The organism is Kordia sp. (genome assembly GCF_965224175.1).
Classification (GTDB): Bacteria; Bacteroidota; Bacteroidia; order Flavobacteriales; family Flavobacteriaceae; genus Kordia.
The window spans coordinates 3,355,740-3,367,600 of sequence record NZ_OZ245041.1 but is presented as its reverse complement, the minus strand read 5'-3'; the positions used below and the strand labels follow the sequence as shown (position 1 = coordinate 3,367,600).

Sequence of the window (11,861 nt, the reverse complement as noted above, 5' to 3'; positions counted from 1 at the left end):
AGTACTAAAAGTAATATGATTTTATTTCTATTAGTAAGGAAATAGTAACAGATGTAACAAGTCAACTACTTTGAGGCAAGCGTCGGAGCATTGAACGGAAACAATTAAAATATTTTAACGCTTGTTTCGGAGCATTCAAATCTTGATGATCAAGTAAAAAAGAAAAACGTCTAAATGGCAGTTTAGACGTTTTTCAAGATTGATTGATGAATTGTAAAATACCTAGTTTATTTTACTTTTATTTTTCCTCCAAAGAGTTTGTCTTTTTTTATAGTTTCTGGATCACCATGAATTTCAATATATCCACCAGCTCTTACTCTAGCATCTGCTAATACAGAAGCAGAAACATAAGCTTCTCCGCCAGCACTTACTTTAACTTTTGTTTGCTCAGTTAGTAATTTTTTACCTTCATAAATTCCACCAGTATTCAGTGTAATTTCTTGGTGTTTTACTTTCCCTGAAGTATCAATAATTCCGCCAGAAACTGCTTTCGATTCTAAGTTATCAACATCTAAGCTTGCAATGATTTTTCCGCCTTCTTGTGTTTTGAGCTTTAAATAAGGTTGTTTCATAGTTTCATTGGCAACAATAACAGCACCTTCGTTAGCATCAATGATTGATATGTCTTTGTAGTATACTTCTACGAATGTTTCTGAACCATCAAAAATACGATCAAACTTCATGCGTATTTTTAGTTTTCCTTTTTTGTTTATGATTTCAACATCTTCTGTATCAGCTCCCGTAATAACGACTTTGTTTTCGTTAGATTTTATTAAGTTGATTTCTATAAGATCGAAAACTTTTACTTCATCAAAATCACCAACTTCTTTTTCTAATGGTTTTTGTGCAGCAACTGTATATGCTAGTATGCATAAAATGAATGTGAATATATTTTTCATGACTCTTAGTTTTAGTATTTGTATTTGTATGTAAAGACTCTATAGAAAACGGATTGTTACAGTTTTTATTTAATTTTTGGAGATAAATAACTTTTAATAGATCATTTTAAAGATCTAAATACTCAAATATTCATGTTGGTATGCTGTTTATAATTTTATAAAATATTTTTAATGTAATTAACTGTTAATTATGGTTTTACCGTAATTAGTATTAAAGTATGTTTAGTACATTTAAGCTGAAAACTTAAAAAAACTTAGATCATGAAAAAAAAGAATTTAAAATCATTGAAGATTAACAAGCAAAAGATTTCTCAATTAAACGCGGAGAAAGCAAACGGTGGAACTGGAGGATTTTTATCTTTTATTCCAGGTTTGTATTGTGGCGCAGGAAATACTACAAGCTTTGGACCTTTGGCTTGCGAAGTAGCTTGTTTATGCGATGATGAATATTAATACTGAAAGAATATAAAAGCAAAAAAGCTCGATTTTTTTAAGAATCGAGCTTTTTTATTTGATGTTATTTTTATTTCAATTTTACAGCAGTTCCTGTAATACTAACCATTACTGCACCACCAGCACTTATTTCCATATCTACATGAATCCCTACAACACCATCTGCTTGTAATTTGGCAGCATTGTCACTTAGTTTTTGAAATGTTTTTTCTTTTACTTCTTCAATAGCTGTTTCTATTTGTGAATAGTATTTTTTTGTACTGAACATGTCTTTGAACGACATTCCTTTGTAACTGTAACTTACACTATATGTCATTCCAGAAACTAAGCCTAAATATTCTGTAATTTCTCTGTTTTGAAAGGTATCTGTTGTTGTAAATATCATAATAGTTGTGTTTCTGATTATTTAAACGTTAGTATCTGTTTTTAAAAAATGTTACATTTCGGCTCCATTCAATGTGACATAAATCTGATGAATGTAATATTTACGCTTCTACCTCAACACGTTTTCCGATGAGGTCAAAATCTAAGTGACGTTTTACTAAGTCTGTATTTTTTACTTTTACAACTACTTCATCACCAAGTTGATACATGTTTTTGGTAACTTCTCCAACTAATGCATATTGCTTTTCATCAAAGTTGTAGTAATCATCTTTTATTTCGCGAATACGTACCATTCCTTCACATTTGTTGGAAATGATTTCTACATATATTCCCCATTCAGTCACACCAGAAATGACACCTAAGAATTCTTCATCTTTGTGATCTTGCATGAATTTGATTTGCATGTATTTGATAGAATCACGTTCTGCACTTGCCGCTAAGCTTTCCATGTTTGATGAATGTTCACATTTTTCTTCATATTCTTCTTCACTAGCAGACTTTCCACCATCTAAATAGTGTTGTAATAAACGATGTACCATGACATCTGGATAACGACGAATTGGCGAAGTAAAGTGTGAGTAATAATCGAAAGCTAAACCATAGTGACCAATATTATTGGTAGTATATTTTGCTTTACTCATGCTTCGAATAGCTAGCGTATCTACCATATTTTGTTCGCCTTTTCCTTTTACATCTTCTAGTAATTGGTTTAAAGAACTTGTGGTGCTTTTTCTTGATTTTAGATTTAACGAATATCCAAAACGAGAGATAATGGTTTGTAAATTCGCTAATTTCTCAACATCTGGTTCGTCATGAATACGATATACAAATGTTTTTGTCGGTTCTTGTTTTCCAATAAACGCAGCAACTTTTCTATTAGCTAATAACATAAATTCTTCAATCAATTTATTAGCATCTTTTTGCGTTTTGAAATATACACCTTCCGGATTGTTATCTTCGTCTAAGTTGAAACGTACTTCTACTTTGTCAAATGAAATTGCACCTTGTCGCATACGTTTTCCACGCATGATTTTTGCTAATTCATCTAATTTTAAAGTTGCATCAACAATAGCTTGATCTACTTTATAAGCTTTTCCAGTCAGTGAGATATCTGCAGGAATTTCGTTTCCTTTAGTTTCTATAATTACTTGTGCTTCCTCATACGCAAATCGTTTGTCAGAATAGGTAACTGTACGTCCAAACCATTGGTTTAATATTTCTGCTTTTTCATTGATTTCAAAGACTGCAGAGAACGTATATTTTTCTTCATTTGGTCGTAATGAACACGCACCATTTGAGAGTATTTCAGGTAACATTGGTACTACACGATCTACTAAGTATACCGAAGTTGCACGATCATAAGCTTCTTCATCTAAAACACTTCCTGGTTTTACATAGTGTGAAACATCAGCAATATGAATTCCGATTTCATAGTTTCCATTTTCGAGTGTTTGAAATGATAAAGCATCATCAAAATCTTTTGCATCTTTTGGATCAATGGTAAACGTAAGAATGTCGCGCATGTCTCTACGTTTTTTGATTTCTTCTGCTTGAATTGATGTATCTAATTTGTTTGCAAATTTTTCTACATGTTTTGGAAATTCATATGGTAAACCATATTCTGCTAAAATGGAATGAATTTCTGTATCATGTTCTCCTGGTTTTCCAAGTACTTGTGTTACAATTCCAAAAGGAGAATCGGCACGCATTGGCCAATCTTCTATTTCTACCAATACTTTGTCACCATTTTGTGCATTGTTAATTTTAGCTTTTGGAACAAAGATATCAGTATACATTTTTTGATTGGAAACTACTACGAATGCAAAGTTTTTTTGCATTTGCAATACACCTACAAATTCTGTCTTTTTACGTTTTACAATGTTCGTAATTTCACCTTCTGGTCTGTTATTTTTACGACGTTTGTACACGTATACCTCTACTTCGTCACCATCTAAAGCTCTGTTAAGTTTATTATTTGGTACAAAGATATCTTCTTCAAAATCATCACAAATTACATAACCTTGTCCGCGTGAAGTAATATCAACAATACCTGTGTAATATTCGGTTGAACCGACAACACGATATTTTCCACGATCAATTTCCTCAATTTTTTGTTTTGCTTTGAGTTTTTTGAGTGTTTTTATAATTTGATTTCTTCCGCTAGTATCTGTAATACTAAGTTTTGAAGCTATCTGTTTGTAATTATATACTTTGTTTGAAGATTTTTTAAATATTTGAAGGATCGCGTCTGTTAGATTTGGGATCTTGTGCGATTTCTTTTTTTTCTTTCTTGTCATTATATCATTCTGTTTTATACACTGTTGGTGTATATTTTCGGTTTATTGTTATTTTTATTAATTACTGAAAAAAGCATACCGAAACTACTTTTTGGTTCTTCTTTTTTTATTTTACTTGTTGAAAAGTACAAATTTATTATGTCAGGAATATTGTGTTTTTTGAAATTAATTGTTTCAAATGAAACACAACAAATAGGAGAGAAGCATGAAATATTTCAATGCAAAGATAGAAATATTTTACAATTCGTATTTTGCAACGCATTAAATTCGTGTTATGTATGTGTAAAGATAAATGGTTTTTGATAGTGAATCCAACTTCTGGAAGTTTCACAGGAAAACGAAAATGGAAACAAATTGCAACTACTTTTGAAGCAGAACAACTTCCTTTTGATTTTAAATTTACCACCAAACCTCAGCATGAATACGAACTGGTTATACAAGGTTTAGAAAAAGGCTATCGAAAGTTTGTGAGTATTGGTGGCGATGGTACTTTACATCATGTAGTAAATGGTTTGATGCAACAACAACTAGTAGCATTGTCTGAAATTAAACTTGCCATAATTCCTTTAGGAACTGGAAACGATTGGGTAAAGACGTATCAAATTTCAAAGAATATTACCAAAGCTGTTCAAATTATTAAAGCAGAAAAAACTATTTTTCAAGATATTGGTAAAATTTCATTGTTGAATGTTGATAAGACCGTGTTTTTTAACAATGTTGCAGGATTGGGTTTTGATAGTTATGTTGTAAAACGTAATGAAGGTTTGAAGTTTTTGGGCGCTGCTTCTTTTTTGATTTCCACAGTATTGAGTTTGGCTAGTTACAAAGCTACCAAGTTTATCATTAATCGTAAAAAAGAGAAATTAACAACCAAATCGTTATTAACAATCGTTGGTATTTGTCAATATTCTGGCGGTGGCATGCAATTAACAAAAGATGTAAATACTGAAGATGGATTATTTGATGTTTCTGTAGCTAAACATTTTAGTCTTTGGAAGTTACTTCGAAACGTTGTGAATTTGTTTAACGGAAAAATTGTTGATAATTCGCAAGTAGAAACTTTTAAAACTGCTACAATTACTATTGAAACTTTAGAAGATAAAGTATATATTCAAGCAGATGGAGAATTGATTGGAACTGGCGGATTTACTGCAGAAATTTTACCAAAAGCTTTGCAATTTGTAGTTCCTAAGTAAAGTTAACATATAGATTTTTACAGTATAAATTTATTCTAAAAATTCATTCAATATGATACTTTTTAGTATTATAAAAGTTAAACAAAAACGCCGTTTTTTTAAAAAAAGTTAAAGAAATCTTAAAAAAAGTGTAACAATCCAAGTTTTATCTCGTCTATATAGAAAGTACCAAACCTATTTTGGACCAGAATTATGAAACGAGTGTATAAAGTTATCTTATTATTTGTATCGATCTTTTTGATCGGTATCTTCTCGTTTGGTAGTTATATTAAATCTTCTTTGAATACTAAAAATGATTTTAGAGATGATATTAGAGCTGTAGAAGTTCCTAATGATTCTATAAAAAATGCGGCTATAGATACGTATTATTTAAACTAGTTTTCTTATTTTTAGTACTTTACATTTCAATATTTTTTTAGCTTATGTTAAACTTTGTTACCGTAGCCACATTTACGTATCCTTTTGAATATGCAATTTTACGAATTGTGTTAGATCAAAAAGGAATTAAATATGTGTTTGAAAATGAAATGATGTTGAGTGTATTCCCTTTCTATTCGAACGCAATTGGTGGTATTTCGTTGAAAGTCCACAAAAACGATGTTGACCTTACCAAACAAATTTTAGACGATTTTAACAGCAAGCAATCGCATTTGAGGATTGTATAGTTTTTTCAATTTCATCTTCTTTTCCATGAATTCACGAATTGTTTTTTTGTAATTTACTTTCAAAGCATTTCTCTATACAAATTTACTTTGTAAATCGACTCGAAGTGACGTTTTGAGTTAAAGAGAAACAGATTCCCATGCATTTTTGCAAAATGCTCGCAAAGACGTATTAAAACTTCTATATTTAAATTCAGTATTTCTTATTTCAGAGAAGTTTCTATCGAAGCAAAAAGATTCCCTGCTTTTTTTCCGCGGAAGCGAACTGTTCTCAACAAAAGAAATTAGAAATAACCTTCACTATTTTACTTTCAAAAAAGATCAATTCTACATAAATGTTATAAACATTAATAATATATATATTTCTTTCTTTTATAAATTTAAAAAAAATAATGATAGTTATTATTGCTTGTGAATAGTTAGCAAAACTTTTGAAGATTTTTATAGGATTTGTTTTTTATTGAATTTGATGAACAACTTATGAAACATATAACTTGTTCTATATAAGATTCATTAGCTAGGTTATCAACAGTTATTAACAACCTTTATACACAGGATATTTTTGATAAAAAGTTGGTGAATTATTGTTAACAATTAAGAAAACGACTTTTAATAAGTTTTCTAAAAAGAAGTGCTAAATAATTTGCAATGCTTTAAAATTTGTGTCTATTGTAAAATAATTTGAAGCCACAAAATTTTCTTCTTACTTTCTCATCACTAGATATCAACAATTGGTGTTAACTTATAATAATCTCATTGTTAAGCTATTGTAAAATGAAATTAACATTGACTTTTTTCGGTTGTTCAAAAGTCTATTCATACCTTTGTTTTCAACAAACACAACACCATTATTTATGAAAAATATAGCTATCGGGAACGACCATGCCGGAACCGACTATAAGAACGCCATTATTGCACATTTAGAAACGAAAGGCTACACGATTCAAAATTACGGAACCAATACAGATGATAGTGTAGATTATCCTGATTTTATCCATCCAGTTGCTACTGATGTGGAAAGCGGAAAAGTTCCGTTTGGAATTATTATCTGCGGAAGTGGAAATGGAGCTGCTATGACGGCAAATAAGCATCAAAAGGTACGTGCAGCACTTTGTTGGACCAAAGAGATTGTAGCGTTAGCAAGACAGCATAATGACGCTAATATTTTGAGTATTCCTGCACGTTTTACTTCATTGCCACAAGCTATTGCTATGGTTGATACGTTTTTGGAAACCGAATTTGAAGGTGGAAGACATCAACGTAGAGTAGAAAAGATTGCTTGTAGTTAATTTTTAGTAATTACAAAATATAAACGTCAGCTTGTTACAGCTGGCGTTTTTTTGTTATAGTATTTTTGAATCAACTCCATGCAGTACTTGGAATTTATACCAGGCTTTCATGAGTTGAATGAGTTCTTTGATTGGTATGATAACCGTTGGATATTTAGATACTAAACTTAACGGATCTGCTATTAAGTGCACATTATTTTCTATGATATCAACATAGGCATCGCCTTGTGCAAAACTAAAGTATTCATGTTTTGTGTGTTCATTTTTTTTCTGAATGTAAACATTGCAGCTTGTTTTTTAATACATCAAAAATCTTCACAGATTTCTAAACCTTCTAAAAATTCGGTAAAAGAGTTTGCAAGTTTGTGCATTTCTCCATCAGAATAATATACATATATACTTCCATGTTCTTCTTTTTTGAGAGACATTGATAAACTTCCTGTACGGGTAACACCAATCATTACTTGCATTTCAGGATAATCTTCTAAATAACCTATTAGATTTCCTTCTTCAAAAATATAACTACCATATTTTATAGGTAATATGTAAAAAAAGTTTATTTCATCTTCCCATATATCTGGTAAAAAATAATAATCTTCTAAAGGATTAATACCATTACATTTTAACATGTGATTTTTATAATCTTGTGGCAATTTTATACTGTAATTATTTTCTAATTGCTGAAATTCTTCAAGAGTTATGTTTTGTGCTTTTGATTTGTATTTAATCATTACAGCTTGTTTTTTCTAAATTATTCTTCTTCCCAGATTTTATCTTGATAATCCCAATCTATAAAACCAGCATGATTTTCTAGTATTATTTTTTCAATTCCTTCTTTAAAATTGTTTTTCAATTTAGCAGGGAATTCTCCTATTAGATAGATAGCTCCAGTTTTATCACATTCTATTGTATACGGATAGTGCGGATTTTGATAAAATCCAACTGGAAAAGTAAGCACATTGCCTTCAAGTGAAGGTTTTTGTAGATATGATGATATTTTTAATCTTTTTCTAGATACAGCTTTTAAATTAAGAGTTCCTGAATAGTTATTATTTAAATCATTGGTTTCCACTAATAAATCGCCATATTCATATAGAAATTCTTTTAAAAATTCTGGTAACTCATTGAATTTATTGATTTTATCATATTTTTTCTTCAAATTTCTTCCTTCGTACCAACCAGCTTTTTTAAATTGTTCTTGGACTTCTTTTCTGAATTTCATGATTTTTTAGACTTCTTTGTACTCAAAAGTAGTAATAAATTTTAGGTGTTTTTTTGTGATTGCGTATTAAAAATAATTTTCCAGTGTATCCGTATATTTGCTATAAATTAATTTTGAAATTTATGCTAACAATACAAGTTAAATCTTTTGATGCCTTTTCTATTGATGAATTGTATGATGTATTGCAATTACGAAGTGAAGTTTTTGTGGTAGAACAAGATTGTGTATATCAAGATATTGATGGAAAAGATAGAAAAGCATTGCATGTAATTGGCCATGACGGAAATGGAAAAGTTGTTGCCTATACTCGAATTTTTAATGCTGGCGATTATTTTGATAAAGCTAGTATTGGTAGAGTAGTGGTTTCATCAACAGCACGTGCTTTTGGGTATGGACATGAAATTATAAAAGCTTCTATTGCTGCAATTCAGGAACATTATGAGACAAAAGCTATCAAAATTTCAGCACAAACATACTTACGAAAATTTTATACTTCACACGGATTTAATCAAATAGGAGAGAAATATTTGGAAGATGGAATTCCACATATTGCCATGATTAGATCTTAACTTTTTTTAGATTTATATAGGTATTATTTCTAAGACTTCTATAAAATTACAAGTAGCATGCTAGTATTTTTATGTACGTTTAAATTTGATAACTATTTAAAAATATAAATCCAGCAATACTGCCTAATATTAATCCGATACAGACTTCAAGAATAGTATGTCTTTTTAATTTAACTCTAGACCAACCAATTAAGATTGTAAAAAGAAACAATATTATAGATACTGGAATGTTTATAACGCTAACACAAATAGCCATATACGAATTTAAGGAAACGTGTAACGAGCTTTTTATTTTATAATTTACTAAAAAGGAAATAGTAATGAGTCCTGTACCAATAAAAAGACCTAAGCATAAATATTTGGGTTTGTTTGTAAAATATAATGTGAATGTAGTTAGTAAGAGAAATACAATTATAAACGGAAATAACGTTCTTCTTTGTAGTTGATTTGAAACATCAAAATTTGTATAAGAACCATTTTTCGATTTTATAAACATCCAAATTGTTATGGGAAGAATTGCTATTCCTATGAGTATTGCAAGACTTTGAATGCTATATGTTATTCCTTCTAATGAAATTAATACCAGTCCGATAATTATAGGTAAAAGCAACAACGGATGTCCTATGATTGAAATTACTTTCGCTATTTTATTCATTCTGACATATTGGTATTAGAAAAGATTCTATAATTTAATTATTTCCGTTTTATACTTGGTGGCAAGCCCTCGAAGTAGTTGACTATTTAGTAGATACAAATTACGCTGCTAGTATTAGCAGCGTAAGTATAAAATATATTTTTTATTAGTTCTTTAATTTAAAATAGCATCATATTTACTTTTATTAGCTAATAAATCTGTAGCAGCTTTTATTGCTTCATCATGTGTTAGTTGATATTCATATAAACCTTCACGATAGAAATAACGCTTTAAAATTTCGTTTTGAAGCTCTAACTCAATTTGTGTTTTATACGTGTCTAAAGCTTCTAATTTACTTTGTTTGATAGAAGCTAATAAATCATTGTATTCTTTAGAGACAGTATTTCCAAAATCGGCTGCTTCTTTCGTACTCATGATTTTTTTCAATTCTTTTTCAGTATTGGTTTCGTAATAATCCATTCCGCTTGCAACAACATTTTGTTTAAAAGCATCATAATTAGTATTATCAAAAGTAAAATCGTTCATTGACGCAAATGAATTTTTATTATAAAATTCTGTCGCATAATCAAATACAACTAAGTTTCCGATTAATGATTTTGTGAAATCACTTGTTTTTTGTGAGGCAATTTCAATATCAGGATTAATTCCGCCACCATCATAAACTGTTCTTCCTTTTTTCGTTTTAAAAGCATTGTAATCACTTTCATCAGTTCTTACAGCATTTCCATCTTTATCTCTATTCCAGTAATCTAATGCTTGAATACAACGTCCTGAAGGTGTATAATATCTTGAAATGGTTACTTTTAATTGTGTTCCGTAAGTTAGTTTTTTAGGTTGTTGCACCAATCCTTTTCCAAAACTACGTGCACCAATAACAACAGCTCTATCTAAATCTTGCAAAGCTCCAGAAACAATTTCACTTGCAGAAGCACTTCTTCCGTTGACTAAAACTACCAATGGAATTTCTGTATCTACAGGTTTTTTTCTAGTCTTATAGGTTCTGTTATATTTTTTTACTTTCGATTTTGTCGTTACAATTACTTCTCCTTTTGGGACAAATAAGTTTACAATTGCAATAGATTCTCTAAGCAATCCACCAGGATTTCCACGCAAGTCTAATACAATTCGTTCTGCACCATCTTCTTTTAGTTTTTCTAAAGCATCTTTGGTTTGCGCACTTGCTTTTTTGTTGAATTTTGCCAGTACAATGTATCCTGTTTTATCATCAATCATTTTATAAAAAGGAACTGCATCAACTTCAATTTTACTTCGTGTTAATTCAGTAGTATATTCTTTTCCTTGACGTTTGTATACAATAGTTACTTTACTGTTGGCAGCGCCTTTTAGTAATTCGCCAGTATCTTCTTTAAAATTTGCAATAACAATGTCACCAATTTTTACAACTTCATCACCAGCTTTCAATCCAGCTTTATCTGCAGGATAACCTTTGTAAGGTTCTATGATGGTGATTTTGTTTTTGTTTCTTCGTACAGAAGCGCCAATACCTGAATATTCACCAGCATTTCTAATTTTTGCAGCTTCTACATCTTGCTCGTTGTAAAATTTGGTATAAGGATCAAGATCATTTAGCATTTCTTTGATGGCATCATCCATCAATTCAGCAGGATTCGTTTCATCTACATAATTCATGTTTAATTGCTTAAACATAGTTGTAAATATTTCGATTTGCTTTGCAATTTCGAAGAAATCACTTTTAAAACTTACGGTTCCAAGTAAAAATATAATAGCTAGGGAAGGAACTACAATTCGTTTTTTGAATATTTTTTTCATCTTGAGTATTCTATTAATAGCTAATAAGATAGCTTTCGTAAAATTAATTTTCGGGTGTTTGAGTTGCGTCAATTTTTTCTAAAAACTTTTGCAAGAGTCGAACCATTGATTTTTCTATTTCTTCAAAAGTTGGTTCTTGTTTTCCAATATACAAAAACATAAAAGCATAGGATGTTGATATTGTGTTAAAAACATCATTTTTATGTAATCGATAGGCTTCGCGCATTAATCTTTTGATACGATTGCGTGTTACAGCTTTTTTAAAACGTCTTTTTGTGACAGAAACTCCAGCTTGAATTAACACGTCTTTTGGCAAATCAGTTGCAATGTATACGAGTTTTAAAGGAAACTTAGAAACAGCATTTCCTTCACTGAAAAGTAACTCCAGGCATTTTTTACTTTTTAATTTTTCTTCTTTTGGAAAACGATAATTCATGAAATTAT

At 30.0% G+C, this 11,861-nt stretch carries 15 protein-coding genes; 6 read left to right on the top strand and 9 right to left on the bottom strand.

Annotated features, from left to right (window positions below; all coding sequences use genetic code 11):
• Nucleotides 1-227: 227 nt before the first annotated feature.
• Nucleotides 228-899 carry a head GIN domain-containing protein gene (locus tag ACOQOS_RS14585; RefSeq protein ID WP_420571200.1) on the bottom strand — a complete coding sequence of 224 codons (672 nt, stop codon included), beginning with the start codon at nucleotides 897-899 and terminating at the stop codon, nucleotides 228-230.
• 261 nt (nucleotides 900-1,160) lie between these two features.
• Between ACOQOS_RS14585 and ACOQOS_RS14580 the strand changes: the two genes are divergently transcribed.
• A complete protein-coding gene (locus ACOQOS_RS14580; protein WP_420571199.1) occupies nucleotides 1,161-1,352 on the top strand; it encodes a hypothetical protein in 192 nt (63 codons plus the stop codon).
• 70 nt (nucleotides 1,353-1,422) lie between these two features.
• Here ACOQOS_RS14580 and ACOQOS_RS14575 read toward each other — a convergent pair whose 3' ends face one another.
• Together ACOQOS_RS14575 and rnr are read right to left on the bottom strand one after the other, a co-directional pair.
• Nucleotides 1,423-1,737: a YbjQ family protein gene (locus ACOQOS_RS14575; protein WP_420571198.1), complete on the bottom strand. Its 315-nt coding sequence runs from the start codon at nucleotides 1,735-1,737 to the stop codon at nucleotides 1,423-1,425.
• A gap of 100 nt (nucleotides 1,738-1,837) precedes the next feature.
• Nucleotides 1,838-4,033, bottom strand: a complete 2,196-nt coding sequence (rnr, locus tag ACOQOS_RS14570; RefSeq protein WP_420571197.1) for a ribonuclease R — start codon at nucleotides 4,031-4,033, stop codon at nucleotides 1,838-1,840.
• Nucleotides 4,034-4,311: 278 nt separating this feature from the next.
• Between rnr and ACOQOS_RS14565 the strand changes: the two genes are divergently transcribed.
• The 4 genes from ACOQOS_RS14565 to rpiB all read left to right on the top strand — a co-directional run bounded on the left by ACOQOS_RS14565 (nucleotide 4,312) and on the right by rpiB (nucleotide 7,180).
• Nucleotides 4,312-5,229, top strand: a complete 918-nt coding sequence (locus ACOQOS_RS14565) for a diacylglycerol/lipid kinase family protein (RefSeq protein WP_420571196.1) — start codon at nucleotides 4,312-4,314, stop codon at nucleotides 5,227-5,229.
• Nucleotides 5,230-5,421: 192 nt separating this feature from the next.
• Nucleotides 5,422-5,607, top strand: a complete 186-nt coding sequence (locus ACOQOS_RS14560; RefSeq protein WP_420571195.1) for a hypothetical protein — start codon at nucleotides 5,422-5,424, stop codon at nucleotides 5,605-5,607.
• A gap of 44 nt (nucleotides 5,608-5,651) precedes the next feature.
• Nucleotides 5,652-5,894 carry a DUF2007 domain-containing protein gene (locus ACOQOS_RS14555; protein ID WP_420571194.1) on the top strand — a complete coding sequence of 81 codons (243 nt, stop codon included), beginning with the start codon at nucleotides 5,652-5,654 and terminating at the stop codon, nucleotides 5,892-5,894.
• 851 nt (nucleotides 5,895-6,745) lie between these two features.
• A complete protein-coding gene (gene rpiB / locus ACOQOS_RS14550) occupies nucleotides 6,746-7,180 on the top strand; it encodes a ribose 5-phosphate isomerase B (protein WP_420571193.1) in 435 nt (144 codons plus the stop codon).
• Nucleotides 7,181-7,234: 54 nt separating this feature from the next.
• On the opposite strand, the gene ACOQOS_RS14545 is transcribed toward rpiB, so the two are convergent.
• From ACOQOS_RS14545 to ACOQOS_RS14535, 3 genes are all read right to left on the bottom strand, one after another.
• Nucleotides 7,235-7,372 (bottom strand): hypothetical protein, encoded by a 138-nt coding sequence (locus ACOQOS_RS14545; protein ID WP_420571192.1) that lies wholly within the window; start codon nucleotides 7,370-7,372, stop codon nucleotides 7,235-7,237.
• A gap of 113 nt (nucleotides 7,373-7,485) precedes the next feature.
• The gene (locus ACOQOS_RS14540) at nucleotides 7,486-7,911 is read right to left on the bottom strand and encodes an SMI1/KNR4 family protein (protein WP_420571191.1); all 426 of its coding nucleotides are present in this window, start codon (nucleotides 7,909-7,911) and stop codon (nucleotides 7,486-7,488) included.
• Between the two features lie 20 nt (nucleotides 7,912-7,931).
• Nucleotides 7,932-8,402: an SUKH-3 domain-containing protein gene (locus ACOQOS_RS14535; RefSeq protein WP_420571190.1), complete on the bottom strand. Its 471-nt coding sequence runs from the start codon at nucleotides 8,400-8,402 to the stop codon at nucleotides 7,932-7,934.
• Nucleotides 8,403-8,524: 122 nt separating this feature from the next.
• Here ACOQOS_RS14535 and ACOQOS_RS14530 point away from each other — a divergent pair, with 122 nt between their 5' ends.
• Nucleotides 8,525-8,971, top strand: a complete 447-nt coding sequence (locus ACOQOS_RS14530) for a GNAT family N-acetyltransferase (RefSeq protein WP_420571189.1) — start codon at nucleotides 8,525-8,527, stop codon at nucleotides 8,969-8,971.
• Between the two features lie 79 nt (nucleotides 8,972-9,050).
• Here ACOQOS_RS14530 and ACOQOS_RS14525 read toward each other — a convergent pair whose 3' ends face one another.
• The 3 genes from ACOQOS_RS14525 to rnpA form a co-directional block, all read right to left on the bottom strand.
• Nucleotides 9,051-9,626, bottom strand: coding sequence for a hypothetical protein (locus tag ACOQOS_RS14525; protein WP_420571188.1), 576 nt, complete (start codon nucleotides 9,624-9,626; stop codon nucleotides 9,051-9,053).
• Between the two features lie 153 nt (nucleotides 9,627-9,779).
• On the bottom strand, nucleotides 9,780-11,417 hold the full coding sequence (locus tag ACOQOS_RS14520) for a S41 family peptidase (protein WP_420571187.1): 1,638 nt from the start codon (nucleotides 11,415-11,417) through the stop codon (nucleotides 9,780-9,782).
• Nucleotides 11,418-11,460: 43 nt separating this feature from the next.
• A complete protein-coding gene (gene rnpA, locus ACOQOS_RS14515; RefSeq protein WP_420571186.1) occupies nucleotides 11,461-11,853 on the bottom strand; it encodes a ribonuclease P protein component in 393 nt (130 codons plus the stop codon).
• Nucleotides 11,854-11,861 lie beyond the last annotated feature (8 nt).